The organism is Streptomyces sp. NPDC034085, assembly GCF_055575555.1.
Genome location: NZ_JBVISL010000007.1, coordinates 335,435 through 359,736, shown reverse-complemented (window position 1 = coordinate 359,736; position 24,302 = coordinate 335,435). Strand labels below are relative to the sequence as shown.

Here is a 24,302-nt window from a genome sequence, read left to right as displayed (position 1 = left end):
GTGCGGGAGCAGGAAAGGGGCGGCGCAGGCGGCGGCCGTGAGGGCCGCCAGGAGTTGCCGCCCCAGAGTCCCGAGGAGCAGGCGCGGGCGATCTGCCTGCGCCTGCTCACCGGGATGCCGCGCACCCGGCGGCAGCTCGCGGACGCCCTGGCGAAACGGGGCATCCCCGAGGAGGTGTCGCAGGAGGTCCTCTCCCGGTACGAGGAGGTGGGCCTGATCGACGACGCCGCCTTCGCCGACGCCTGGGTGGAGTCCCGGCACCGCGGCCGGGGCCTGGCCCGCCGGGCGCTCGCGCAGGAGCTGCGGACCAAGGGGGTGCACCACACCCTCGTCCAGGAGGCGCTGGAACAGCTGGACTCCGACCAGGAGGAGCAGACCGCCCGGGACCTCGTGGAGCGCAAGCTCCGCGGCACGCGCGGCCTGGAGCGGGACAAGCGGATCCGGCGCCTCGCCGGGATGCTCGCCCGCAAGGGATACCCGGAGGGCATGGCCCTGCGGGTGGTCCGGCGCGCGCTGGAGGCCGAGGGCGAGGACGCCGACGACCTGGGATACCCCGGGCCCTGAGGCGCAGGCCGGCCCCGGGGTGCGGACGCCGGGGTGGGGGTAGCCCCCGGGCGAGGACGCCGGGGCGCTCCAGTGCCGGAAGACCGGCCCGCGGCCAGAGTTGACCGCATGATGCTGCGTTACGCCCTTCAGACCGTCCGGGACCGCAAAGCCGGTTTCCTCGGAGCCTTCGTCGCGCTCCTGTGCGCGGCGGCCCTGATCACCGCCTGCGGCACGCTCCTGGAGACCGGACTGCGCGGCCGGATCGCCTCCGAGCGCTACGCGGGCACCCCCGTGGTCGTCTCCGCCGACCAGAGCGTCCACCAGACGACGGTCAAGGAGAAGAAGGGCAAGACCAAGACGAAGCACAAGGCCAAGCCCGTCGCCGAGCGGGCCTGGCTGCCGGCCTCGGCCGTGGAGACCGTCCGCTCCGTGCCCGGCGTCGAACGGGCCGTGCCCGAGCTGACCTTCCAGGCCGTCCCGATGATCAAGGCGCCGGGCCCTGGGAAACCGGACGGTGCGGCGCAGCCCTCGTACGGGCACGCCTGGACCTCCGCCGTCCTCACCCCCTTCACGCTCGCCGAAGGCCGCGCCCCCCGGGCCGGGGACGAGGTGGTCATCGACCGGGCCCTGGCCGCCCGGGCGGGGCTGGGCGCAGGAGCCCGGCTGACCGTGCAGGCCACCGGCGAGCCGAAGACGTACACCGTCAGCGGCGTCGCGCGGGCCGCCCGCGGCGACCTCGGCCGGCAGACCTCCCTCTTCTTCAGCGACACCGAGGCCGAACGGCTCGCGGCCCGCGCCGGACAGGTCACCGCCATCGGAGTGCTGCCCCGGCCCGGAGTGAACGCCGCAGAACTCGCCGGCCAGGTCGGACGGGCCCTGGCCGACACCCCGCAGGGCGCCACCGCGCAGGTGGCCCACGGGGACGCGCGCGGGCCGGTCGAGTTCCTCGACGCCGCCGGAGCACGCGTCAAGCTGGTCTCCATGGGCGGCGCCATGGGCGGCACCTCCCTGCTCGTCGCGGTCCTCGTCGTCGTCGGCACCTTCGCCCTCTCCGTCCAGCAGCGCTACCGCGAACTGGCCCTGCTGCGGGCCGTCGCAGCCACCCCCAAGCAGCTGCGGCGCATGATCGGCCGTGAGGCGCTGCTCGTCGGCCTCGCCGGCGGTGTCGCCGGCTCCCTCGCCGGACTGCCGCTGGCCGCCTGGCTGCACGGCCGCTTCGTCGCCGCCGGAGTGATCCCGGCCACCCTGGAGCGCACCGCCGGGATCTTCCCGATGTTCGCCGCCGTCGCGGCGAGCCTGCTCGGAGCCTGGGCCGCCGCGCGCATCACCGGGCGCCGCATCGCCCGGATCCGCCCCGCCGAGGCGCTCGCCGAAGCCGCCGTCGAGCGGGGACGGCCCGCCTGGATCCGCACCGCGGCCGGACTGCTCCTGCTGGCGGGCGGGGCCGTACTGGTGGTCGTCCTCGGCTCGCTGCGCACCGAGCCCGCCTCCACCCCCGTCACCTTCCTCGCCGTGGTGGTGCTGGCCGGGGCGGTGTCGCTGCTCGGCCCGCTCCTGGTCCGCCTCGCGACGGCGCTGCTCGCCGGACCGCTGCACCTGACCGGCCCCGGGGGCCGCCTGGCCACCGCGAACCTGCGCGGCAACGCCACCCGCATGGCCTCCGCCGTCACCCCGCTCACCCTGCTGATCGGGATGACCTGCACCGTGCTCTTCGTCACCCCCACGCTCGCAGACGCGGCCCGCGCGCAGGCCCGCGAAGGGGTACGCGCCCCCTGGGTCCTCGCCGCACAGGGCCCGGGCGTGAGCGCCGGCGCCGCCGAGCGGATCCGGCGTACGCCGGGCGTCACGGCGGCGACCGAGATCGTGCACACCTCGGTACGGGTCGGCCTGACCAAGTACGCGGCCCAGGGCGTGACCCCGGCGGGCCTCACCCGCACCTGGGACCCGCGGGTCACCCGGGGCAGCCTGGACGGCTTCGGCGAGGGCGGCGCCGCCGTCAGCGAACTCGCCGCCGACCAGCTGGGACTGGAGCCGGGCAGCCCGCTGAAGCTGACCCTGGGCGACGGCACGCCGGTGACGCTGACGGTGGCCGCCGTGTACGCGCGGGGGCTCGGCTTCGGGGACCTGACGTTGCCGCACGCGCTCGTGGCCGCGCACGTCGACAACCCCCTCGCCGCCAGCGTGCTCGTCGCGGCGGAGCCGGGGACCGGGCGGGAGCGGCTGGCCGCGGCCGTACGGGACGTCCCGGGGGTGGCGGTGCTGTCCGCGGCGGACGCCGACGCGGCGCGGGAGCGGCGGCAGGCCGCAGGGGCCGAGATCAACCTGCTGGCCATGGGCCTGGTCCTGGCCTTCACCGCCATCGCGGTGGTCAACACCCTGGCGATGTCCACCGCGGAGCGGTTCCGGGAGTTCGCGATGCTGCGGCTGGCCGGGGCGAAGCGGCGGCAGGTGCTGCGGATGCTCCGCACCGAGACGCTCGCCGTGCTGCTGATGGGGGTGGGGCTGGGATCCGGGATCGCACTGGCGGTGCTGACGGCCTTCAGCGTGGGCATGACGGGGTCGGCCGCGCCGGCGGTGCTGCCGCTGGTGTACGCGGTGGTGGTCGGTGCGGCCGGGGTGCTGGCGCTCACCGCCACGGGCCTCGCGGGCCGGGGGGCGCTGCGGCCGCGCCCGGTGGAGGTGGCCACGTCGAAGGCGTAGCCCTTGCCCTGGCCGGGCGGGTGGGGGGAGCCGCTGCGCGGTGCGGTCCCCTCCCCGCCCTTCCACCGTTCCCAGGGGCTCCGCCCCTGACCCCGGTACCGGGCGCTGCGCGCCCGGTGCGCTCAAACGCCGCGCGGGCTGGAAATTCGCTGCGCGAATTCTCCCAGCCCGCCGGCGTATGAGGCGCGGGTCCGGGCAGAGCCCGGGGAACGGGCGAAGGGCGGGGAGGGGGGCCGCACCGCGCAGCGGCCGGCCACCCGGGCCCGGCTCAGCGGCACCCCCCCCACGAACCCCGCCCGCCAGGGCCGACGGCGGTGCGAGGCCGGCGGCGCCCGGAGAAGGCGTGGCCGGCCACGGACGGGCGGCGCGTGCGGCGCGTCAGGAAAGGGCGATCACCGGGAGGTCCGCCGCGCGCCACGCCTGGAAGCCGCCCGTGAGGTCGGTCGCCCGCCGCAGCCCCAGCGCGTGAAGCGACGCCGCAGCCAGCGAAGACGCGTAGCCCTCGTTGCAGATCACCACCACCCGCAGGTCGTGCGAGACGGCCTCCGGGAGGCGGTGGGAGCCCAAGGGGTCCAGCCGCCACTCCAGTTCGTTGCGCTCCACGACCACCGCCCCCGGGATCACTCCGTCCCGCTCGCGCAGCGCCTGGTAGCGGATGTCCACCAGCAGGGCCCCGTCCAGCGACGCCTCGTACGCCTCCCGCGGGCCGACGCGGTCGTACGTCGCGCGGACCCGCTCCAGCAGCTCGTCGATGCCCACGGCGCTCACTGCCAGTCCGCCGGGCGCTCGACGTGCTCCAGGCGCAGCACCGGACCGCTCCGGCCGTACCGCCGGATCAGCGGCAGCGGCGGGTAGTACGCGTGGACCGACACCGCGTGCTCGGTGGCGGAGCCGTTCAGCACCTCGTGGACGTGGTGCTCGCCGAAGGCCCGGCCGCTGAGCGCTCCGAGGCTGCGGGTGCGGTCCACCCCGGGGGCCAGTTCGAGGCTCTGCCAGCCCTCCGAGGGCAGGCGTACGGTCAGGGAGTGCTCGATGAGCCGGCCCCGCGCCGTGGCGAACGCGCCGCGGGACTCGGCGTGGTCGTGCCAGCCGGTGCCGGTGCCCGGCGGCCAGCCGATCAGCCAGGCCTCGCTGCCGCCGGGACCGTCGAGCCGGATCCAGGTGCGGCCCTCCGGGTCGAGGGGGAGCGAGTCGACGATCTCGGTGTCGGAGGCGGTGCGCAGCGCGAAGGCGAGGAGTTCCGCCGCGGTCGGAGCCGCGGAGCGGGCAGGGGCGTGCGTGGACACGGGAGAAGGCATGGGTGGTGACCGTCCTGGGGGTTCGCGGAGGTGCGCGCGCCTACCCGGAAAGGGCACGGGGGCGCGCGGAGGAAGGGCGAATCAGCAGGAGGGGCGACACACGCAGCCCGCGTAGCGGAGCAGGTCCATGTGAACCCTCCGCCACAGGCGTACGTCGTTGCCGGTCATGTCCGCGAGTGAACCACGGGCCCCCGAGGACGGTCAATCGATCACAGGAGCGGGTGTCGCCGGAGCCCCCGCCGGGGCCCCCGCGCGGACGGCGTCGGCCGCCTCGTACAGCTCGGCCGGCCGGACGCCCGCGAACGTGGCCGCCAGATGTCCGTCGGCCCGGACCAGGAGCACGGTGTGCGCCGGCGCCCCCGGATAGCCGTCGGCGACCAGCAGGTCGGCCGGCACCGGCAGGGCGCTCACGGCCGCCGCCAGCCGGGGCATCAGCCCGGCGCCCAGCCAGTGCCGCCGGTCCCACACCCCGGTGCCCGGCGCGACCAGCAGCACCAGCAGCCGGCCCCGCCCCAGCAGGTCGCGCAGCGGGACGGTGGCTCCGTCGGGCGCGGTCACGGGTACGTTCGCCACGGGCCCGCCCGGCTCGGTCGCCGTCGGGACCTCGCGTACGGCCACCGGCGGCGCGTACACCGGCGGCGCGCCCAGCGGGCCCCGGCCCAGGTGGCCGTCGGTCAGCAGGGTTTCGGCGGACCGGCCCGTCCCCGGCAGCAGGGTGCGCAGGCCGCCCCCGCCGCGCAGTACGGGAACGGCCTGGTCGGCGGCGCGCAGCCGGGCGGCGACGGCGGTGCGCCGTTCGCCCTCGTAGCTGTCGAGGAGGGCCTCGGAGGCGCCCTGGTGCCAGGCCAGGGCGAGCTTCCAGGCGAGGTTCTCCGCGTCGCGCAGTCCCTCCTCGACGCCCTGGGTGCCGAGCGCGCCCAGCAGGTGCGCGGCGTCCCCGGCGAGGAAGGCCCGGCAGTCGCGCCAGCGCCGGGCGAGCCGGTGGTGCAGGGTGTGCACGCCGGTGTCGATCAGGTCGTACGGGGGCGTCTTGCCGCCGCACCACAGGGCCAGGGTGTCCCGGATGAGGGTGACGAGGGCGTCCGGCGTGACGAGTTCCCCCCGGGCGGCCAGCAGCCAGTCCAGCCGCCACACCCCGTCGGGCAGCGGCCGGGCGGTGATCTCCTCGGGCCCGGACGGCGGGCTGCGGTGCAGCAGCGCTTCGCCGGGCCAGGGCAGTTCGGCGCGCAGCGCGGCCACGGCGTGCCGCTCGACGGCGGTCCGGCCGGGGAAGCGGATGCCGAGCAGCTTGCGCACCGTGGAGCGGGCCCCGTCGCAGCCGACCAGGTGGCTGCCGCGCCACCAGGTGCTCTCGGTGCCCCGGGTGCGCGCGGTGACCCCGCGTTCGTCCTGCTCGAAGGAGTCCAGCTTGGTGCCGGTGACCAGCTGTACCAGGGGGTGCGCCGCGGCGGCGTCGCGCAGTCCGCGCGTGAGGGCGTGCTGCGGCAGGTGCAGGGGGGCGCTCTGGCCCTCGAAGGTGATCCGCCGGGACTCCTGACGGCGCCTCATCGTCCGCCAGGCCGCGTACGGGACGCCCTCGTCGCGCAGGGTCGTACAGCCCAGCCGGTGCGCCATGGCGGCGGTGTCGGAGTGCAGGACGACGCTGCGGGCGGGCCGCGGCTCGTCCTTGCCGGGCCCCTCGTCGAGCAGGACGCTGGGCACTCCGTGGCCGGCCAGGGCGAGGGACAGGGACAGCCCGACGGGCCCCGCGCCGACGACGATCACCGGGTCCATGATGCGGCTTCCGATGTCCGGTATGTGATCACAGAACGTATGCAACCCACTGAAGGTTCCTACGTCAAGTGACACCGGCCCCGGACAGCAGCGTGTGGTGCGGCGGAGGATTCCGCCGCACCACACGGGCTACGCACGATGACTGACCCTATGTCAGCGCTGAGGCGGCCTCGCGGCCGGGCCTGATCAGGTGGCCGCCGCGCCGGTGGCCATGTCGTCGACCTTGGCCACCTCGACCACCGCGCCGGTGCTCTTCTTCGACTTCCGCAGCCGGCCCTCCATCCACGAGGCGAAGGAGGTGAGGGCGAAGTTCACCGCGATGTAGATCAGGGCGATCACCACGAGCGTGGCGATGGTGTTGCTGTAGTTCGCCGAGATCTGCCGGTTCGTCGCCAGCAGTTCGGTCAGGCCGAGCAGCGAGCCGCCGAGGGCGGTGTCCTTGAGGATCACCACCAGCTGGCTGACCAGGGCGGGCAGCATCGCCGTGACGGCCTGCGGGATCAGCACGTGGACCATGGTCTGGCCCTTGCGCATGCCGATCGCCTTGGCGGCGTCGGTCTGGCCGCGCGGCAGGGAGTGCACACCCGCCCGGACGATCTCCGCGATGACCGCCGCGTTGTACAGGACCAGACCGGTGATCACCGCGTACAGCGGCCGGAAGTCCGAGGACACCGCGGGGACGAACTGGACGAAGAAGGCCGAGCCGAAGATCATCAGCATCAGCACCGGGATGGCGCGGAAGAACTCCACGACCGCGCCGACCGGGACGCGGACCCAGGCGTGGTCGGAGAGCCGGCCGATGCCCAGCAGGGCGCCCAGGGGCAGGGCGATCAGCATGGCGATCGCGCCGGCCTTCAGGGTCTCCAGCAGGCCCGGGATCAGGTACGTGGTCCAGATCCGGCTGTCGGTGACGAAGGGGGTCCACTTGTCGGCGTCGAGCTGGTTCTTCTCCGCCATGACGGACAGGATCCACCAGGCGGCGAGCGCGAAGACCGCCAGGAAGACGGCCGTGAAGATCCAGTTGCGGATCCTGGCCTTGGGGCCGGGGACGTCGTACAGCACGGAGCTCATCGCTTCACCGCCACTCGCTTGGCCACCCAGCCCAGCAGCAGACCGGTGGGCAGGGTCAGCAGGCAGAAACCGAGGGCGAAGATCCCGAAGACGGCGAAGAGCGCCTGCGCCTCGTTCTCGATCATTTCCTTCATCAGCAGGGCCGCCTCGGCCACGCCGATGGCCGCGGCCACCGTGGTGTTCTTGGTGAGCGCGATCAGTACGTTGGCGAGCGGCGCGACGACCGCCCGGAAGGCCTGGGGGAGCACGATCAGGGTGAGCACCTGGAAGAAGCTCAGCCCCAGCGCGCGCGCCGCCTCGGCCTGACCGACGGGCACGGTGTTGATGCCCGAGCGCAGCGCCTCGCAGACGAAGGTGCCGGTGTACGCGGCCAGCGCGAGGACGGCGAGCCGGAAGCCCGTCTCCTTGAAGGTGTCGCCGCCCATGTTCATGCCGAGGGTCTGGCTGAGGCCCAGCGAGCTGCCGATGATCAGCAGGGTCAGCGGCGTGTTGCGGACCAGATTGACGTACGCGGTGCCGAAGGCCCGCATCAGCGGGACCGGGCTGACCCGCATCCCGGCCAGGACGGTGCCCCATATCAGGGAGCCCACCGCCGAGTAGAGGGTGAGCTGAACCGTCACCCAGAAGGCTCCGAGCAGGTCGTACTGCCCGGAATCAAGAAAGTCGAACACGTTGCCCTGCGCTCTCCCCAGGATGGCCGGCGGGGCGCGCCGCCGCCCGCGGACGGGCGGACGGCGGCGCACCCCGCCGGGAAATCAGCTGCCTTCGGTGATCTGCGGGGCAGGCTCGTTCTTGTAGTCGGCCGGGCCGAGGTTCTTCTTCACGGCCGCCTCCCAGGCGCCGTCCGCGACCATCTTCCTGAGCGCGGCGTTGATCTTGGTCTGGAGGTCCTTGTCGCCCTTCTTCAGACCGATGCCGTAGTTCTCGGTGCTCATGTTCAGGCCGACGAGCTTGAACTTGCCCTTGTTCTTCTCCTGCGCGGCGTAGCCGGCGAGGATCGAGTTGTCCGTGGTCAGCGCGTCGACGGACTTGTTCTCCAGCGCGGTGAGGCACTCGGAGTAGCCACCCTGCTCCAGCAGGTCGGCGTCCTTGGCCAGGTCCTTCTTGATGTTCTGCGCCGAGGTGGAACCCGTGACCGAGCAGAGCTTGCGCTTGTTGAGGTCCTCGACCTTGGTGATCGAGCTGTCGTCGGCGCGGACCAGCAGGTCCTGGTGGGCCACGAAGTACGGACCGGCGAAGTCGACCTTCACCTTGCGCTTGTCGTTGATCGAGTAGGTCGCGGCGATGAACTTGACGTCCCCGTTGGAGATCAGGTTCTCGCGCTCGGAGCTGACCGCCTGCTTCCACTCGATCTGGTCCGGCTGGTAGCCGAGCTCCTTGGCCACGTACGTGGCGACGTCGACGTCGAAGCCCTCGAACTTGCCGTCCGGGGTCTTGAGGCCGAGACCCGGCTGGTCGAACTTGATGCCGATGACGATCTTGTCCGACTTGCCGCCGCCGGAGGGGCCCGCGTCGCTCGCGGTGTCCTTGCTGCCGCCGCCACAGGCGGTCGCCGTCAGGGCGAGAACGACGGCCGTGGCCACGGCCGCGCCGGTCTTGAGAACCTTCATGGTGAACTTCCCTCGGGTGAGACGTTGTTGGACGACGAGCTGGACACGTCGTGGGCGACGGCACGAGCCGTCGATCGGATCACTACCAGACGAGAGCGTCAGTGGTGCAGGATCTTCGAGAGGAAGTCCTTGGCGCGGTCGCTCTTCGGGGCGCTGAAGAACTGCTCCGGGGCGGCTTCTTCGACGATCTTCCCGTCCGCCATGAAGACGACCCGGTCGGCCGCCGAACGGGCGAAGCCCATCTCGTGCGTGACGACCACCATCGTCATGCCCTCGCGGGCGAGCTGCTGCATGACCTCCAGCACCTCGTTGATCATCTCCGGGTCCAGCGCGGAGGTGGGCTCGTCGAAGAGCATCACCTTCGGGTCCATCGCCAGCGCCCGGGCGATCGCCACGCGCTGCTGCTGACCGCCGGACAGCTGCGCCGGGTACTTGTCGGCCTGCGCACCGACCCCCACCCGGTCCAGCAGGGCCTTCGCCTTCTCCAGGGCGGCAGCCTGGTCCGTCTTGCGGACCTTGAGCTGACCCAGCATCACGTTCTGCAACACCGTCTTGTGCGCGAACAGGTTGAACGACTGGAAGACCATCCCGACGTCGGCGCGCAGCCGGGCCAGTTCCCTGCCCTCGGCCGGCAGCGGCTTCCCGTCCAGCGTGATGCTGCCCGAGTCGATGGTCTCCAGCCGGTTGATGGTCCGGCACAGCGTCGACTTGCCCGAGCCCGAGGGCCCGATCACCACGACGACCTCACCGCTGGCAATGCTCAGATCGATGTCCTGAAGCACGTGCAGCGCGCCGAAGTGCTTGTTGACGTTGCTCAGTACGACCAGGCCGTCCGCGGCACCGGCCGCATCCTGCACGTCCTTGGTCACTGATACTCCGCTCATCGGCTTCTTGCTCCGTCCTCCGTCGGTTGGGAGGACAGTAGTGATGACGCGTGCACACCGTCATCACATCTGAGGGAGAATTGAGCATAACGAAACGGCCTCGCACCGATACGCTCCGTACGCGGACCCCCGCGAGGGGCGCGGCGTACGCGTACCGGGTGCATAACGGAAGACTCGCCGGACCGGAACCCCCTTGACGTGGGACTCTCCCATGGGCGTGGATGCATGGTGACCATGTGTACGGAAGCTGAAGCGGAAAAAGAGGGAAGGGGGACGCCATGAGGCTGCTGCTCGTCGAGGACGACGACCACGTCGCCGCCGCCCTGTCGGCGATCCTCGCCCGGCACGGCTTCCAGGTGACCCACGCCCGCAACGGCGAGGAGGCCCTCCAGGCGCTGCTGCCCGCCGGGGCCAAGCCCTTCGGCGTGGTCCTCCTGGACCTGGGCCTGCCCGACCAGGACGGCTACGAGGTGTGCGGCAAGATCCGCAAGCGCACCTCCACGCCCGTCATCATGGTCACCGCCCGGGGCGATGTGCGCTCGCGCATCCACGGCCTGAACATGGGCGCCGACGACTACGTGGTCAAGCCGTACGACACCGGCGAACTCCTCGCCCGCATCCACGCCGTCGCCCGGCGCACCGGTGCCTCCGAGGAAGCCGCCGCCGCCCCCGCGAGCGCCCCCGGCATGGTCCGGCTCGGCCCCGTCGGCATCGAGCTGCCCACCCGCCGCGTCACCGTGGACGGCGCCGACGTACCGCTGACCCGCAAGGAGTTCGACCTGCTGGCCCTGCTCGCCCAGCGGCCCGGCGTGGTCTTCCGCCGCGAGCAGATCATCAGCGAGGTGTGGCGCACCAGCTGGGAGGGCACCGGCCGCACCCTCGAGGTCCACGTCGCCTCGCTGCGCTCCAAGCTGGGCATGCCCGCGCTCATCGAGACCGTCCGCGGGGTGGGCTACCGGCTCGTCACCCCGCCCGCCCCCTAGCGGGACCCCGCCGTGCGCACCCGGCTCCTCCCGCTCCTGGTCGTCCTGATGGCGGGCGTGCTGATCGCGCTCGGCCTCCCGCTCGCCGTCAGCCTCGCCGCCGCCCAGCAGCAGCGGGTGGTGGTCGACCGCATCGACGACAGCGCCCGCTTCGCCGCCCTCGCCCAGTTCGTCATCGACGCCGAAGGCTCCGGAGACACCGGCGCCGACGAGCGCCGCGAGACCCTCCAGCTCGAACTCGCCCGCTACCAGGAGCTGTACGGCATCCGCGCCGGCATCTTCTACCGCGACGACAACGCCATGGTGCGGGCCCCCGGCTGGTGGCAGCTGCCGGAGTCCGGGGAGGGCCGGCGGGCTTTCGACGAGGCCCTCGCCGGCCGGCGCAGCCACGACCCCGGCCAGGTCTGGCCCTGGCAGACCAGCGGCAAACTCCTCGTCGTCTCCCCGGTCGTCCTCGACGGGGACGTGGTCGCCGTCGTCGCCACCGAATCACCCACCGACCAGATGCGCGGCCGGATCCTGCGCGGCTGGCTCGTCATCGCCGCCGGTCTCGCCGCCGCCATGCTGCTCGCCTTCGGCGCCGCCCTGCGCCTGACCAGCTGGGTGCTCAAGCCCGTCCGCACCCTGGACGCCGCCGCCCACGGCATCGCCACCGGCCGGATGAACTCCCGCGTCGCCGCGGCGGGCGGCCCGCCGGAACTCAGACGCCTGGCCCGCTCGTTCAACGAGATGGCCGACAACGTCGAAGAGGTCCTGGAGCAGCAGCGGGCGTTCGTCGCGGACGCCTCCCACCAACTGCGCAATCCGCTCGCCGCGCTGCTCCTGCGCATCGAACTCCTCGCCCTCGAACTCCCCGAGGGGAACGAGGAGATCGCCTCCGTGCGCACCGAGGGCAAACGCCTCGCCCAGGTCCTCGACGACCTGCTGGACCTGGCGCTGGCCGAGCACGCCTCCGCCGAGATCAGCCTCACCGACATCGGGGAGCTCGCCGCCGAACGGGTCGCCGCCTGGCGGTCCTACGCCGAGGAGAAGGGCGTACGGCTCACCGAGGCGGGCCGCTCCGCCGTCACCGGCTGGGCCGACCCCATCGCCCTGTCCAGCGCGCTCGACGCGGTGATCGACAACGCCCTGAAGTTCACCCCCGCCGGCGAGGAGGTCGTGGTCTCCGTCTCCGCCGAGGGACGCAGCGCGCTCGTCGTCGTCGCCGACCGGGGGCCCGGCCTGACGGAAGAGGAACTGCTGCGCGTCGGCGACCGCTTCTGGCGCAGCGGCCGCCACCAGAACGTGAAGGGCTCCGGCCTGGGCCTGTCCATCTCCCGCGCCCTGCTCGCCTCGGGCGGCGGATCCCTCTCCTACGAGACGAACCCGCCGCACGGGCTGCGGGTGACCGTGTCGGTACCCCGCACCGACCCCCACGGCGCCTAAACCCAGGGCAAGTAGGTTCGGGCCGGCGCCGAGACGGCGTACGTCTCGTCCACCGTCCGCAGCTCGAAGAGCGCCGCGCGCTCCCCGCCGGCGCGGGTGACGGAGGGCACGTGGAGGGCGGCGGCGCAGGTGCCGGCCAGGAAGCGGCGGGTGCCGTCGGGGAGGCGGCGGTACAGCTCGTAGTGCCGGACCGGCCCGGCTGCCCGGGCCCAGCGCAGGCGCAGTTCGACCCCGTCGCCCTGCCGGGCGCAGGCCTCCACCCCCAGGTGCGCGGGCCGGGCCGGGGGCCGCCGGGCGGTGGTGTCGCGTACCGTCAGGGCCCCGAGCCGCCAGGACACCGCCGCCTTCCCGCGCGCGGTGATCCGTACGGCAAGGGCGTACGCGGTCCTCCCGGCCAGCGGCGCGAGGGGGACGCGGGAGGTCCGCCAGCCCCGGCCGGCGCCCGCCGTCCCGGCCGCCAGCCAGGTGTACGGCACCGGCGCGCCGGGGGCGGCCGGCTCGCGGACGGCGACGCCCAGCTCGACGTCGACCGGCCCCGCACCGCTCGCGTGGACCAGCTCCGCGACGGCCCCGCCGGTCAGCGGCAGCCGCGTCGCGTGCAGGCCGACGGCGGCGGGCGCGGTCAGGGCGCCCGCCACCAGCAGGCTGGAACCCCCGCGCCAGGCGTCCTCGAAGTCCAGGGTCACCGCGGGGCGCGCCCCGGCGGTGTCCACCACCCAGCGCCGCCCCGGAAGCCGGTCCTGGAGCGCGAGGTGGTTCCAGGGCTCCTCGGAGGTGACCGCACCCCCCTCGTACCAGCGCAGCCCGTGCCCGGTGTTGAAGGAGCAGCCGAAGGGGAGCCCGGTGACGGTGGAGCGGTCGGCCGTGAACGCGGCCGGGGCCCGCCAGCCGGGCCCGGGTGGCCCGGGACGGGCCGGGTCCAGGGAGGCGCCCGTCCAGAACCGGTCGTCGGCGCGGTGGAAGGCCCCGGGGGAGCGGTCCTCCAGGTGGTTGCGGGTCCACTCCGGCCGGTAGAGGCCGAGGCTGACGACGTGGTCGCGCCCGCGCGGCACGATCGCGTCCCAACGCACCTCCGAGTCCCAGCCCTTGGCCTCCACGTCCACCGCCGCCCACAGCTCGTGGCGGCTGCGGCCGAGGCGGTCGGCGAGGGCGCCGGAGTCGGCGAGCGTGTCCGCCGTCCAGCGGAAGTCCACGAACACGGTGTCGGCGACCCGGCCCGAACGGTCCTCGAAGAACTCCTGGTTGAGCGCGTTCAGGGCGCCCTGCCAGCCGACCCTCCCCGTGCAGTTCATGGCGTCGTACCAGGTGATGCGCAGCCCGTGCGGTGCGCCCGCCGCCCGCAGCGCCCGCAGGAACGCCCGCATCCGGGTGGCGAGGGCGCTGTCGCCGCCGTCCGTCTCGGCGTTGACGAACCAGCCGTCGAAGCCGTACGCCAGCGCCACCCGGACCAGCTGCTCCGCGACCGGGAACCGGCCGCCGGCCTCCTGGCGCACCAGGTCCCGCGTCCATTGGAGGTCGCCGCCGTAGGCGACGGGCGGCAGGAACACGTTGCCCAGCACCCGGACGCCGTTGCGGTGGGCGGCGTCGACCACGGGCGCGTTCGGGGCCAGCACGATGCCCTCCGCGGCCGAGCCGCCCCAGAACACCAGCTCGTCGAGGTACGCCCAGTGAGTCAGCGCGTAGTGGTCGGCGCCCGCGGAACCCTGGGACGGGTTGCGGGAGGTCGGCCCGAAGGAGACGAGCGCGGCGATCCGGGCCTGGCCCGCGCGGGCTTCCCGGGTCACCGGCACCGGGGTGAAACGCGGGGCGAGCGGCACGGTCGCCGTGTTGTGGGCGAGGTCCGGGTCAGACTCGGGCGTCCAGTGCCTGAGCGAGCGCCAGACGACGCCCGGGCCGGGGGCGCCCTCGGGGAGCGAGTCGGGGAACCAGTAGGAGGCGTACGGCGCCAGGCCGGCCGGGGGTGCGGCGGGGGCGGCGGCCCGCGCGGGGGTGGCCGCGGGCAGCGCGGCGGCCGCCCCCGCCCCGGCGGCGGCCAGGGCCAGGACGGTGCGCCGGGAGGGGCGTGAACGGGCGTCGGGGGTACGGGGATCGGGGCCATCGCCGGTCTCGGGCATCGGGGCTCCTCGGGTGGCGGGTCGGACGGGAACCGTACGGGGGGGCTCGGGCGTGGAACGGGGGCGGCGCTGCTGCACGGGGCTCGGTGGGCGGGCTCGGTGGGCGGCGCGGTCGGCGGGTGCGGTGGCGCGCGTGCGGTGGACGCCTGCCGCGGGCGCCGGAGGCGGTGCCGGAGGGCGGCTGCGCCGGTGTTACCGGACGTCCTGGACGCGGAGGACCTCCGTGATCCCCCGCGCCGACAGCCGCGCCGCGTCCTCGGCGTGGTCCGCGAGGATCACCGCCGGGCGGGCGCCCTGGGCCGTCAGGGAGGCCCAGGCCTCGAAGAAGGTGCCGCCCGGGGCGCATGCCGAGCGGCCCTGGGCCTCGTCCAGCACGAGCGCGCTGGACCGTACGGGCGGGCGGTGCTCGCGGTCGCGCCACGCCGCCGCGACGCGGGCCAGGACGGTCCCGGCGGGCTTGGTGCGGCGGTCGTTGGTGAGCAGGCCGAGGCCGTACTCCAGCTCCGGGAAGTCCGCGAGCTCCCGGGACACGTCGTGCGAGCACCACCACGTCACCCCCCACAGGCCGGGGCAGTCGAGCGCGGCCGCCAGCGTCGCCCCCGTGAACCGCGCGGCCCGCTCCGGCGCGATCAGCGGCGCCGGCGCCCCGATCTCCTGGAGCCAGACCGGCCGCCGCGGATCCGGCGCCCAGGCCTTGGACAGCTCGATCAGGTACGCGGCGTGCTGCTCGGTCGCCGTCCCGGTGGGCCCGTGGCGCTGCGCGGTGCCGTTGAACACCCACGAGTGCAGGACGGTGGCCGCGCCCAGCCGGGCCGCATGGGCCGGGGTGAACGGGTGCCCGTCCCGGTACCAGGCGGCGTCGTACGCGGCGTGCACGTGCAGGCGCCCCGGTGCGCCCCGCTCGCAGGCGGCGAGCATCCGCTCCAGCCAGTGGCCGGCCTGCTCGGGGGTGATGCGGTCCGGGTCGGGGTGCGGGGGGCCGGAGAACTGGTCGACCTCGTTGCCGACGGTCATCCCCAGGAAGTTCGGCCGGTCGGCGAGGGCGGCGGCGAGGGTGCGCAGGTACTCCTCCTGCCCGGCCACCACCTCCGGGTCGGTGAAGAGGTTCCGCCGGTGCCAGGTGCGGGTCCAGGCGGGCAGGAAGTCGAAGCTCGACAGGTGCCCCTGGAGGCCGTCCACGACGACGTCCAGGCCGCGCGCGGCGGCCGCGTCGGCGAGCGAGACGAGCTGCTCGACGGCGCGCGGCCGGATCAGCGTGCGGTTGGGCTGGAAGAGCGGCCACAGCGGGAACACCCGTACGTGGTCCAGGCCGAGCGCGGCGATCGAGTCGAGATCGGCCCCGGCCTCGCCGAGGTCGAAGTCGAGCCAGTGGTGGAACCAGCCCCGTGACGGGGTGTAGTTGACGCCGAAGCGCAGGGTGCGGGGGGCGCGCTGCATGGAGGGTCCCGGGGAGGTGGGGAAGGCGCCGGACGCCGGTCAACCTGCCGGGCCGGGCGCGGCGGAGTCAACAGGGCCCGCGGCGGGGCGGCCGGATTTCCACCGCGGTGGTACGCGGGCGGCCCGGCCCGGGCAGCAGAGGGGGCGGGCGGCGGCCACGGCCGGCCGCGGGAGCGGACCGCCGGAGAGCGACGCGATCCCGTACGGTCCGGCCTCGGGGGTGTCCGCGCCTTCTGCGGCGGGTGTGCCGGCGCCGCCCGGCCGGAACCCCGCGGGAGTACCGCCCCGCCGCCGGCCGCATACTGAAAACCGACCCCTTCGCAGGAGCGCCACCGTGACGACCCCCGCCTCAGCCCTCCCCACGCCGCGCACCGCCGCGGCGGCAGCCGTCGCCGGCCTGACCGTGGCGATCGACATCGGCGGCACGAAGATCGCCGGGGCGCTGGTCCACCCCGACGGCGCGATGACCGCGGTGACCCGGCGCCCGACCCCGCGCGGGACGGACGCCGACGGGGTCATGGCGGCGGTCCGCGAGGTCGTCGCCGAACTGGCGCGGGCCCCCCAGTGGGAGCAGGCCGTCCGGTGCGGCATCGGCAGCGCGGGCCCGGTGGACACCTCCCGGGGCACCGTCAGCCCGGTCAACATCGGGGCCTGGCGCGACTACCCCGTCCAGGAGCGGGTCGCCGCCGAGCTGAGCGCCCGGGGAGCCCGGATCCCGACCGTCCTGGCCGGCGACGGCGTGGCCATGACCGCCGCCGAGCACTGGCTGGGAGCCGCCCAGGGGCACGCCAACGCCCTGTGCATGGTGGTTTCCACGGGGGTCGGGGGCGGTCTGATCCTGAACAACCAGCTGCACCCCGGCCCCACCGGCAACGCCGGTCACATCGGCCACATCAGCGTCGCGTTCGACGGCGAGCGGTGCGTCTGCGGAGGCCACGGATGCGTCGAGTCCCTCGCGTCGGGCACCGCCATCGCCCGCTGGGCCCTCGCCCAGGGCTGGACCGGCCCCGACCCCACGGCCGCGGGCGTCGCCGCCTCCGCCGAAGCCGGCGACCCGGTGGCCCTGGCCGCCTTCGACCGCGCCGGGCGCGCCCTGGCCGCGGCCATCGCGGGCACCGCCACCCTCGTGGAGACCGACATCGCGGTCATCGGGGGCGGGGTCGCCGCGAGCGGGGACATCCTCTTCGAGCCGATCCGGCGGCACCTGGACGCGTACGCGGCCCTGTCCTTCGTCAGGGACCTCCGGGTCGTCCCGGCCGCCCTCGGCACCCACGCCGGGCTGATCGGCGCGGCCGCCGCCGCGATGATGCTGCTGCCCGCCGGGAACGGCGGCCCCGCTACGGCTTGACCGAGCGGTAGTACCGCCGGGCCCCCTCGTGCAGGTCCAGCGGGTCCGTGTAGATCGCCGTCCGCAGGTCCACCAGCTGCGCCGCGTGCACCTGGTGCCCGATCCGGTCGCGGCTCGCGATCACCGTCCGGGTGAACTGCTCCGTCAGCTCCGCGCCGGTGTCCTCGCGGGTCACGAGCAGGTTCGGAACGGCGAGGGTGGCCACCGCCGAGGTGTTGCGGGCCCGCGCGTACGCGTCCTGCGGCATCACCGCCGGGCGGTAGTACCGCGCCGGGCTGCCGTTGGCCTGGAGGGGCTCGACCAGGTCGCCCAGCTGGACCAGCCGGATGTCGAAGCGCTCCGACAGCTCGCGCACGGCGTTGGTCGGGAGCCCGCCGGACCAGAAGAAGGCGTCGATCCGGCCCGCCTCCAGCTCCGCGGGCATGGTGTCGATGCCGATCGCGACGGCGGTGATGTCCGTGCGCGGGTTCAGCTTGGCCGCCGTCAGCAGCCGGTCGGAGACCAGCCGGACCCCGGAGCCGTCCTGGCCGACCGCGACCCGCTTGCCCCGCAGGTCCCGGGCCGACTGCACCGGCGACCCGGCGGGCACCACCAGCTGGACGTAGTCGTCGTAGAGCCGCGCGCAGCCGCGCAGCCGGTCGGCGCCCGGCTTCCCGTCGGCCCGGTACTTGCCGACCGCGTCCGCCGTCGCCACCGTGAAGTCCGCCACCCCGGCGGCGACCCGCTGGAGGTTCTGCTGTGAGCCCTCGCTGGTCTCCAGGCGGACCTTCACCTCGGGCATGTCCTGGGCGAGGGCCTGCTCCAGCAGCTGGCCGTAGCGGTGGTAGACGCCGGTACGCACCCCCGTGCTGAAGGTCAGCTCACCCTTGAGCCCGGGCTCCCCGAAGGGCTTGGGCCACCACAGCAGCCCGCCGAGCACGACCAGCACGGCGGCCAGGCCCAGCATGAGGCGGCGCCGGCTGAGACGAGGGGGTACGAGGGGCATGCCGGGATCCTCCCACCCGCCCCCCGCCCCTGTCACGGCCCGCCGCCACAGCCCCGGCCGGCACCGGGTCGTCACCCCCTACGCCCCGCCGCCCCCCGCGGGGGCCAGGGCCGGGTGAAGCGGGTCACGCACCGGCAGGGGGCCCGTCGTCACCCCCTACGGCCCGCCCCCCCCGGGGGGGGCCAGGGCCGCGTGGAAGCGGGTCAGGAGGCGGCGGGCCGCCGGGGTGGGCGGGGCGTCGGTGCGCCAGGCCAGCGCGACCCGCCCGCTCAGCTCCGGGCCGGTGATCCGCAGCGCCCGCAGCCCGGGCCCGCCCGCCGACTCCGCGCCGGCCGGGACCACCGCCACCCCCAGCCCCCGCGCAGCCAGCCGGGCCAGCACCCCCGGCGCGGCCGCCTCGAAGTCCACCCGGGGCGCGAAACCGGCCTCCGCGCAGGCCCGCTCCAGCACCCCCCGCAGCCCCGTCCCGCGCGGCAGGGCGATCAGCGCCCGCCCGCGCAGCGCGGCCAGCGGGATCCGGCCGTCCACCGCGGACCGCACGAGGGGGTCGTCGGCGCGGACCGCCGCGACGAGGGGTTCGTCCAGCACCACCCGTACGCCGACCCCCGCGGGCGGCTCGCCGCCCAGCCCGACCACCGCCAGGTCCAGCTCCCCGCGCCGCAGCGCCGCCAGCATCCGCTCCGAGGTGTCCTCGGTGAGCGAGATCTCCACCTGGGGGTGGGCGTCGTGGAAGTCCCCGAGCAGCCCCACCACGTCCACCGCGCCCACCGCCGCCGACGCCGCCCCCGGGATCAGCCCGAGGGCGACCCGCCCCCGCAGCAGTCCGGAGAACTCGTCGGCGGTCCGCCGCACGCCCTCCACCGCCGCCAGCGCGGCCCGCGCGTACGCGAGGACCGCCTCGCCCGCCTCCGTCGGCGCGACCCGCCGCCCCGAGCGGTCCAGCAGCCGCTGCCCCAGCTCCCGCTCCAGCTGCTTGACCTGCGCGCTCACGCCCGGCTGGGACACGTGCAGCCGCTCCGCGGCCCGGGTGAACCCGCCCTCCTCCACCACCGCCACGAGGTACCGCAACTGGGCCAGCTCCATAACCGCGGATTCTAGATCGCAGAAGGTCCCGCTCTTGGACTTATGCCCGCGGTCCCCGGACGCTGGGTGCATGAGCCGAACCGCCCTCACGCCCCTGGCCGCCGCCACCGCCGCCGAGCGCCGCGAGCTGGCCGACGTACTCGACTCCCTCACCCCCGCCCAGTGGGACGCCCCCTCGCTCTGCGCCGGCTGGAGCGTCCGCGAGGTGGCCGCCCACATGTCCCTCGGCTTCCGCACCTCCCTGGCCGGCTTCGCCGCCCAGCTGCTCAGGAACCGCGGGAACCTGCACCGGATGACCGACCGCGCCGCCCGCCGCGACGCCGCCGCCTTCACCCCGAACGAACTCGCCGCCCTGCTGCGGGAGAACGCCCACCACTCCTGGAAGCCCCCGGCGGGCGGTCCCACCGCGGGGCTCGGCCACGACGTCGTGCACGGCCTCGACATCACCGTCGCCCTCGGCCACCCGCGACGCGTCCCCGAGGACCGGCTGCGCCCCCTGCTGGACGCCGTCACCCCGCGCGGCCTGCGCTTCTTCGGCGCGGACCTGACCGGCGTCCGGCTCCACGCCGACGACCTCGACTGGTCCTACGGCAACGGCACCCCGGTCCACGGCCAGGCGCAGGACCTGCTGCTCGTGCTCTTCGGCCGCCGCCTCCCGGCGGGCAGGCTGCACGGGGGACCGGAGGGCTCTCCGGTACCGCCCACCCTCGTGGCATGACCAGCAACAGCGACCGGAGCCCGGCAGCGGACCCCAAAGGACTGCCGTCGCCGGCTCCTCACGGAAGGCGTCTACACACTGGTCGCCCACCGCAAGAACGCAGGTCGCGGCGGGGCCGCCCGGAAGGGCACGCAGACGCACCTCCTCATGTGCCCCGGTCCTGATCCGGCCGCGCGACGGAACGCCCCGGAGAGCACCCTTACCCTTGTTGCATGAGCAGCGCAGGCCAGGGTGGAGCAGTGGACGAGATGCACGAGCACGAGGTAGCCGTTCCAAGGAGCTACGAGGTGCGCACCTACGGGTGCCAGATGAACGTGCACGACTCCGAGCGGCTCTCCGGTCTGCTGGAGGACGCGGGCTACGTCCGCGCGCCCGAGGGCTCCGACGGCGACGCCGACGTCGTCGTGTTCAACACCTGCGCCGTCCGCGAGAACGCCGACAACAAGCTGTACGGCAACCTCGGCCGGCTCGCCCCGATGAAGACGAAGCGCCCCGGCATGCAGATCGCCGTCGGCGGCTGCCTGGCCCAGAAGGACCGCGACACCATCGTCAAGAAGGCGCCCTGGGTCGACGTCGTCTTCGGCACGCACAACATCGGCAAGCTGCCCGTCCTCCTGGAGCGCGCCCGCGTCCAGGAGGAGGCCCAGATCGAGATCGCCGAGTCGCTGGAGGCCTTCCCCTCCACGCTGCCGACCCGCCGCGAGTCCGCGTACGCCGCCTGGGTCTCGATCTCCGTCGGCTGCAACAACACCTGCACCTTCTGCATCGTCCCGGCGCTGCGCGGCAAGGAGGAGGACCGCCGCCCCGGCGACATCCTCGCCGAGGTGGAGGCCCTGGTCGCCGAGGGCGTCTCGGAGATCACCCTGCTCGGCCAGAACGTCAACGCCTACGGCTCGGACCTGGGCGACCGCGAGGCCTTCAGCAAGCTGCTGCGCGCCTGCGGCGGGATCGAGGGCCTGGAGCGGGTCCGCTTCACCTCCCCGCACCCCCGCGACTTCACCGACGACGTGATCGCCGCCATGGCCGAGACCCCGAACGTGATGCCCCAGCTGCACATGCCGCTGCAGTCCGGTTCGGACCCGATCCTGAAGGCGATGCGCCGCTCCTACCGGCAGGACCGGTTCCTCGGCATCATCGAGAAGGTCCGCGCCGCGATCCCGCACGCCGCGATCTCCACCGACATCATCGTGGGCTTCCCCGGCGAGACGGAGGAGGACTTCCAGCAGACGATGCACGTGGTGCGCGAGGCCCGCTTCGCCAACGCCTTCACCTTCCAGTACTCCAAGCGCCCCGGCACCCCGGCCGCGGAGATGGACGGGCAGATCCCCAAGGAGGTCGTCCAGGACCGCTACATGCGCCTGGTAGCCCTCCAGGAGGAGATCTCCTGGGAGGAGAACAAGAAGCAGGTCGGCCGCACCCTGGAGGTGATGGTCGCCGAGGGCGAGGGCCGCAAGGACGGCGCCACCGCCCGCCTGTCCGGCCGCGCCCCCGACAACCGCCTCGTGCACTTCACCAAGCCCGACGAGGACGTCCGTCCCGGCGACGTGGTGACCGTCGAGATCACCTACGCGGCCCCGCACCACCTGCTGGCCGAGGGCCCCACGCAGGCCGTACGCCGCACCCGGGCCGGCGACGCCTGGGAGAAGCGCAACGCCGCCCCGGCCCAGCCGCCGGGCGTCATGCTCGGCATCCCCACCCTCGGCGTCCCGGCGCCGCTGCCGGTGGCCGCCTCGGGCTGCGCGATCGACTGACCGCGGGCCACCGGGGGCGGCTAGGCTGCGGATCATGCTCGTAGCCGCCGCCGTCTGCCCCGCCCCGCCGCTCCTCGTGCCGGAGGTCGCCGCGGGCGCCGCCGCCGAACTCGACGCCGCCCGCACCGCCTGCTCCGACGCGCTGGCCGTGCTCGCCGCCGCCCGCCCGGACCTGCTCGTCGTGGTCGGGTCCGGCGACGCCGGCCGGCAGGGCACCTACCCGCCGGGCTCCCGCGGGAGCTTCCACGGCTTCGGGGCCGCCACCGAGGTCCGGCTCGGGGACGGCGAGGAGGTGCCGCGGCCGCTGCCCGCCTCCCTGGCGGTGGGCGCCTGGCTGCTGGACCGGGCCCGGTGGGGCGCCGCCCCCGTCGAGGGGCTCGCGGTGGCCGAGCCGCTGGAGACCGAGCGGTGCCTGCTGGCCGGCCGGGAGACCGCCGCGCGGGCGGAACGCGTCGCGCTGCTCGTCATGGGCGACGGCAGCGCCTGCCGGACCCTGAAGGCCCCCGGCTACCTGGACGAGCGGGCCGCCGCCTTCGACGCCGCCGCCGGACGGGCCCTGGGCGCGGCCGACACCGGGGCGCTGGCCGCGCTGGACCCCGTACTGGCCGCCGAGCTGCTGGCCGCCGGGCGGGCTCCCTGGCAGGTGCTCGCCGGGGCCGCGGAAGGCGCGGGCCTGGACGGCCGGCTGCTGTACGAGGACGCCCCGTACGGGGTCGGGTACTTCGTCGCCGCCTGGTCCTAGCGAGCCGTGGCGGGGGTGCCCCTACGCGCACACGGCGAAGGGGCGCGGGACCGTCCGGTCCCGCGCCCCGCGCGGTGACGCCTCAGGGTCAGGTCGCGGCCGGCGGCGTCGTCCCGCCGGGGGTGTCCTTGTGGGCGATCTTGCCCAGGGCGCCCTTCGCCTTGTCCGTGCCGGTGGTGATCCGCTCGCTGTACTTGCCATGGGTCTTGGAGTCCACGACCTTGGCGACCTTGTCGAGGCCCTCGCCGATCCTGCCCTCGTGCTGCTGCGCGAGGCCGCCGACCTTCTCCTTCGCGGGAGCGAGCTTGGCCTTCAGATTGTCCATGAACCCCATGGGGCACCTTCCAGTGGCGTGACTAGGTACGGGCGCCCTCACCGGTCTCGCTGTCCGCGGCCGCCTCCGCCGACTGCTGCTTGGGGATCTCCACGGCCTCCGCCGCGGGGGCCCCGGCCGCCGCCGTCCCGGCTTCGCCGGCCTCCTCGGCCTGCGCGGCCGAGTCGGTCTCCGTCTCCAGCGTCTCCGCCGTCGCGGTCTCGGCGGCGGCCTGTTCGGTCGCTACCTCGGCCTTGCGGCGAAAAATCCGGTCAAAAACGCCCATGTCTACTCCCATAACGTTACTCGTGCGGGTGAAGTTCCGCCCTGGCCGGACGCGCCTCCACCCGATGCGCGCCAGACGCGCGCCGGGCCGGAACCTCTTCAGGGCAACGACGCCGACCCCACCCCGTCACCTCACCCGATCGGGTACATGACGGTGTCTTGACCGGGGGCTGCGAGACTGTGTCGGTGAGGAATGCAGCCCCCGCCCCGCGGGTCATCGCCGTCGTCGGTCCCACCGCGGCCGGAAAGTCCGACCTGGGCGTCGCCCTGGCCCGCCACTTCGACGGCGAGGTCGTCAACGCCGACTCCATGCAGCTGTACCGGGGGATGGACATCGGCACCGCCAAGCTGACGACCGAGGAGCGCGGCGGAGTCCCGCACCACCTCCTCGACATCTGGGACGTCACCGAGACCGCGAGCGTCGCCGAGTACCAGCGCCTGGCCCGCGCCGAGATCGACGCGCTGCTCGCGCAGGGCCGCACCCCGGTCCTCGTCGGCGGATCCGGCCTCTACGTGCGCGGCGCGCTCGACGCCATGGAGTTCCCCGGTACCGACCCCGAGGTGCGGGCCCGGCTGGAGGAGGAGGCCACCCTGCGCGGCCCCGGCGCCCTGCACGCCCGCCTGGCCGCCGCCGACCCGGCCGCGGCCGCCGCGATCCTGCCCAGCAACGGCCGTCGCATCGTCCGGGCCCTGGAGGTCATCGAGATCACCGGCAAGCCCTTCACCGCCAACCTGCCCGGCCACGAGTCCGTCTACGACACCGTCCAGATCGGCGTCGACGTGGCCCGGCCCGAGCTCGACGAGCGGATCGCGCGCCGCGTGGACCGCATGTGGGAGGACGGGCTGGTCGAGGAGGTCCGCGCCCTGGAGGCGCAGGGCCTGCGCGAGGGCGTCACCGCCTCCCGCGCACTCGGCTACCAGCAGGTACTGGCCGCCCTCGCGGGGGAGTGCACCGAGGACGAGGCCAGGGCCGAGACCGTGCGGGCCACCAAGCGCTTCGCCCGCCGCCAGGACTCCTGGTTCCGCCGCGACCCCCGCGTGCACTGGCTCAGCGGAGCCGCCGCCGACCGGGGGGAACTCCCCGGACTCGCGCAGTCGTTGGTCGAACGAGCGGTCACAGCCTGATCACGTGATGGCATCGGGAAGCCCCGTGTGCCCGTCGCGGGGCCGGGTCCGTGCCATCATCAAACTTCTGAACAGTGGCGTACGAAGTCCGAGTGGGGAGGGCGCGTGGCT

23 protein-coding genes are annotated in these 24,302 nt (G+C 74.5%); 9 read left to right on the top strand and 14 right to left on the bottom strand.

The window, feature by feature from the left end:
* Entirely contained in the window at window positions 1-564 is a 564-nt protein-coding gene (gene recX, locus ACZ501_RS24805) for a recombination regulator RecX (RefSeq protein WP_361601102.1), read from the top strand.
* Window positions 565-672: 108 nt separating this feature from the next.
* Complete coding sequence (locus ACZ501_RS24800; RefSeq protein WP_468798122.1) at window positions 673-3,246, top strand: ABC transporter permease; 2,574 nt, start codon at window positions 673-675, stop codon at window positions 3,244-3,246.
* 378 nt (window positions 3,247-3,624) lie between these two features.
* Here the strand turns inward: ACZ501_RS24800 and ACZ501_RS24795 are convergent, their stop codons facing one another.
* The 8 genes from ACZ501_RS24795 to ACZ501_RS24760 form a co-directional block, all read right to left on the bottom strand.
* The gene (locus ACZ501_RS24795; protein WP_361607293.1) at window positions 3,625-4,020 is read right to left on the bottom strand and encodes a rhodanese-like domain-containing protein; all 396 of its coding nucleotides are present in this window, start codon (window positions 4,018-4,020) and stop codon (window positions 3,625-3,627) included.
* Window positions 4,011-4,544: a cupin domain-containing protein gene (locus tag ACZ501_RS24790; RefSeq protein WP_361607287.1), complete on the bottom strand. Its 534-nt coding sequence runs from the start codon at window positions 4,542-4,544 to the stop codon at window positions 4,011-4,013. The genes ACZ501_RS24795 and ACZ501_RS24790 overlap by 10 nt, the downstream gene beginning before the upstream one ends.
* Window positions 4,545-4,625: 81 nt before the next feature.
* Entirely contained in the window at window positions 4,626-4,712 is an 87-nt protein-coding gene (locus ACZ501_RS24785; protein WP_311318651.1) for a putative leader peptide, read from the bottom strand.
* 33 nt (window positions 4,713-4,745) lie between these two features.
* Entirely contained in the window at window positions 4,746-6,317 is a 1,572-nt protein-coding gene (locus ACZ501_RS24780) for an FAD-dependent monooxygenase (protein ID WP_468798119.1), read from the bottom strand.
* 186 nt (window positions 6,318-6,503) lie between these two features.
* Window positions 6,504-7,388 (bottom strand): amino acid ABC transporter permease, encoded by an 885-nt coding sequence (locus tag ACZ501_RS24775; RefSeq protein ID WP_361607281.1) that lies wholly within the window; start codon window positions 7,386-7,388, stop codon window positions 6,504-6,506.
* On the bottom strand, window positions 7,385-8,059 hold the full coding sequence (locus tag ACZ501_RS24770; protein ID WP_361607278.1) for an amino acid ABC transporter permease: 675 nt from the start codon (window positions 8,057-8,059) through the stop codon (window positions 7,385-7,387). The genes ACZ501_RS24775 and ACZ501_RS24770 overlap by 4 nt, the downstream gene beginning before the upstream one ends.
* Window positions 8,060-8,143: 84 nt before the next feature.
* Window positions 8,144-8,998, bottom strand: coding sequence for a glutamate ABC transporter substrate-binding protein (locus ACZ501_RS24765; protein ID WP_361607275.1), 855 nt, complete (start codon window positions 8,996-8,998; stop codon window positions 8,144-8,146).
* A gap of 98 nt (window positions 8,999-9,096) precedes the next feature.
* Window positions 9,097-9,882: an amino acid ABC transporter ATP-binding protein gene (locus ACZ501_RS24760; RefSeq protein ID WP_361607272.1), complete on the bottom strand. Its 786-nt coding sequence runs from the start codon at window positions 9,880-9,882 to the stop codon at window positions 9,097-9,099.
* A 278-nt stretch (window positions 9,883-10,160) separates the two neighbouring features.
* On the opposite strand from ACZ501_RS24760, the gene ACZ501_RS24755 reads away from it, so the two are divergent.
* Both ACZ501_RS24755 and ACZ501_RS24750 read left to right on the top strand, forming a co-directional pair.
* Window positions 10,161-10,865: a response regulator transcription factor gene (locus ACZ501_RS24755; protein ID WP_468798116.1), complete on the top strand. Its 705-nt coding sequence runs from the start codon at window positions 10,161-10,163 to the stop codon at window positions 10,863-10,865.
* 12 nt (window positions 10,866-10,877) lie between these two features.
* The gene (locus ACZ501_RS24750) at window positions 10,878-12,290 is read left to right on the top strand and encodes a sensor histidine kinase (protein WP_361607266.1); all 1,413 of its coding nucleotides are present in this window, start codon (window positions 10,878-10,880) and stop codon (window positions 12,288-12,290) included.
* Here ACZ501_RS24750 and ACZ501_RS24745 read toward each other — a convergent pair.
* The gene (locus tag ACZ501_RS24745; protein WP_468798113.1) at window positions 12,287-14,404 is read right to left on the bottom strand and encodes an endo-beta-N-acetylglucosaminidase; all 2,118 of its coding nucleotides are present in this window, start codon (window positions 14,402-14,404) and stop codon (window positions 12,287-12,289) included. The genes ACZ501_RS24750 and ACZ501_RS24745 overlap by 4 nt on opposite strands.
* 192 nt (window positions 14,405-14,596) lie before the next feature.
* The gene (locus ACZ501_RS24740) at window positions 14,597-15,841 is read right to left on the bottom strand and encodes a glycoside hydrolase 5 family protein (RefSeq protein ID WP_468798110.1); all 1,245 of its coding nucleotides are present in this window, start codon (window positions 15,839-15,841) and stop codon (window positions 14,597-14,599) included.
* Window positions 15,842-16,238: 397 nt separating this feature from the next.
* Here ACZ501_RS24740 and ACZ501_RS24735 point away from each other — a divergent pair, with 397 nt between their 5' ends.
* A complete protein-coding gene (locus ACZ501_RS24735; RefSeq protein WP_468798181.1) occupies window positions 16,239-17,189 on the top strand; it encodes an ROK family protein in 951 nt (316 codons plus the stop codon).
* On the opposite strand, the gene ACZ501_RS24730 is transcribed toward ACZ501_RS24735, so the two are convergent.
* Window positions 17,179-18,174, bottom strand: a complete 996-nt coding sequence (locus ACZ501_RS24730; protein ID WP_468798107.1) for a TAXI family TRAP transporter solute-binding subunit — start codon at window positions 18,172-18,174, stop codon at window positions 17,179-17,181. The two genes, ACZ501_RS24735 and ACZ501_RS24730, sit on opposite strands and share 11 nt — an antisense overlap.
* Before the next feature lie 156 nt (window positions 18,175-18,330).
* The gene (locus tag ACZ501_RS24725) at window positions 18,331-19,257 is read right to left on the bottom strand and encodes a LysR family transcriptional regulator (protein WP_468798104.1); all 927 of its coding nucleotides are present in this window, start codon (window positions 19,255-19,257) and stop codon (window positions 18,331-18,333) included.
* Between the two features lie 70 nt (window positions 19,258-19,327).
* Between ACZ501_RS24725 and ACZ501_RS24720 the strand changes: the two genes are divergently transcribed.
* From ACZ501_RS24720 to ACZ501_RS24710, 3 genes are all read left to right on the top strand, one after another.
* Window positions 19,328-19,975: a maleylpyruvate isomerase family mycothiol-dependent enzyme gene (locus ACZ501_RS24720; protein ID WP_361603811.1), complete on the top strand. Its 648-nt coding sequence runs from the start codon at window positions 19,328-19,330 to the stop codon at window positions 19,973-19,975.
* A gap of 248 nt (window positions 19,976-20,223) precedes the next feature.
* Window positions 20,224-21,726, top strand: a complete 1,503-nt coding sequence (gene miaB, locus ACZ501_RS24715; RefSeq protein ID WP_468798178.1) for a tRNA (N6-isopentenyl adenosine(37)-C2)-methylthiotransferase MiaB — start codon at window positions 20,224-20,226, stop codon at window positions 21,724-21,726.
* Window positions 21,727-21,760: 34 nt separating this feature from the next.
* Window positions 21,761-22,468 carry a class III extradiol dioxygenase subunit B-like domain-containing protein gene (locus ACZ501_RS24710; RefSeq protein ID WP_468798101.1) on the top strand — a complete coding sequence of 236 codons (708 nt, stop codon included), beginning with the start codon at window positions 21,761-21,763 and terminating at the stop codon, window positions 22,466-22,468.
* A gap of 88 nt (window positions 22,469-22,556) precedes the next feature.
* On the opposite strand, the gene ACZ501_RS24705 is transcribed toward ACZ501_RS24710, so the two are convergent.
* Both ACZ501_RS24705 and ACZ501_RS24700 read right to left on the bottom strand, forming a co-directional pair.
* On the bottom strand, window positions 22,557-22,802 hold the full coding sequence (locus tag ACZ501_RS24705) for an antitoxin (protein WP_361603802.1): 246 nt from the start codon (window positions 22,800-22,802) through the stop codon (window positions 22,557-22,559).
* Between the two features lie 22 nt (window positions 22,803-22,824).
* Complete coding sequence (locus ACZ501_RS24700) at window positions 22,825-23,067, bottom strand: hypothetical protein (RefSeq protein WP_361603799.1); 243 nt, start codon at window positions 23,065-23,067, stop codon at window positions 22,825-22,827.
* A 185-nt stretch (window positions 23,068-23,252) separates the two neighbouring features.
* On the opposite strand from ACZ501_RS24700, the gene miaA reads away from it, so the two are divergent.
* Window positions 23,253-24,191: a tRNA (adenosine(37)-N6)-dimethylallyltransferase MiaA gene (gene miaA / locus ACZ501_RS24695; RefSeq protein ID WP_361603796.1), complete on the top strand. Its 939-nt coding sequence runs from the start codon at window positions 23,253-23,255 to the stop codon at window positions 24,189-24,191.
* Window positions 24,192-24,302 lie beyond the last annotated feature (111 nt).

What these genes read in the sequence shown, in the direction of transcription:
- ACZ501_RS24800 (WP_468798122.1), top strand. Translation starts at nt 673, where the DNA reads ATGATGCTGCGTTACGCCCTTCAGACCGTCCGGGACCGCAAAGCCGGT.
- ACZ501_RS24790 (WP_361607287.1), bottom strand. Translation starts at nt 4,544, where the DNA reads ATGCCTTCTCCCGTGTCCACGCACGCCCCTGCCCGCTCCGCGGCTCCG.
- ACZ501_RS24785 (WP_311318651.1), bottom strand. Translation starts at nt 4,712, where the DNA reads ATGACCGGCAACGACGTACGCCTGTGGCGGAGGGTTCACATGGACCTG.
- ACZ501_RS24780 (WP_468798119.1), bottom strand. Translation starts at nt 6,317, where the DNA reads ATGGACCCGGTGATCGTCGTCGGCGCGGGGCCCGTCGGGCTGTCCCTG.
- ACZ501_RS24775 (WP_361607281.1), bottom strand. Translation starts at nt 7,388, where the DNA reads ATGAGCTCCGTGCTGTACGACGTCCCCGGCCCCAAGGCCAGGATCCGC.
- ACZ501_RS24765 (WP_361607275.1), bottom strand. Translation starts at nt 8,998, where the DNA reads ATGAAGGTTCTCAAGACCGGCGCGGCCGTGGCCACGGCCGTCGTTCTC.
- ACZ501_RS24760 (WP_361607272.1), bottom strand. Translation starts at nt 9,882, where the DNA reads ATGAGCGGAGTATCAGTGACCAAGGACGTGCAGGATGCGGCCGGTGCC.
- ACZ501_RS24755 (WP_468798116.1), top strand. Translation starts at nt 10,161, where the DNA reads ATGAGGCTGCTGCTCGTCGAGGACGACGACCACGTCGCCGCCGCCCTG.
- ACZ501_RS24745 (WP_468798113.1), bottom strand. Translation starts at nt 14,404, where the DNA reads ATGCCCGAGACCGGCGATGGCCCCGATCCCCGTACCCCCGACGCCCGT.
- ACZ501_RS24740 (WP_468798110.1), bottom strand. Translation starts at nt 15,841, where the DNA reads ATGCAGCGCGCCCCCCGCACCCTGCGCTTCGGCGTCAACTACACCCCG.
- ACZ501_RS24730 (WP_468798107.1), bottom strand. Translation starts at nt 18,174, where the DNA reads ATGCCCCTCGTACCCCCTCGTCTCAGCCGGCGCCGCCTCATGCTGGGC.
- ACZ501_RS24725 (WP_468798104.1), bottom strand. Translation starts at nt 19,257, where the DNA reads ATGGAGCTGGCCCAGTTGCGGTACCTCGTGGCGGTGGTGGAGGAGGGC.
- ACZ501_RS24720 (WP_361603811.1), top strand. Translation starts at nt 19,328, where the DNA reads ATGAGCCGAACCGCCCTCACGCCCCTGGCCGCCGCCACCGCCGCCGAG.
- miaB (WP_468798178.1), top strand. Translation starts at nt 20,224, where the DNA reads ATGCACGAGCACGAGGTAGCCGTTCCAAGGAGCTACGAGGTGCGCACC.
- ACZ501_RS24710 (WP_468798101.1), top strand. Translation starts at nt 21,761, where the DNA reads ATGCTCGTAGCCGCCGCCGTCTGCCCCGCCCCGCCGCTCCTCGTGCCG.
- ACZ501_RS24705 (WP_361603802.1), bottom strand. Translation starts at nt 22,802, where the DNA reads ATGGGGTTCATGGACAATCTGAAGGCCAAGCTCGCTCCCGCGAAGGAG.
- ACZ501_RS24700 (WP_361603799.1), bottom strand. Translation starts at nt 23,067, where the DNA reads ATGGGCGTTTTTGACCGGATTTTTCGCCGCAAGGCCGAGGTAGCGACC.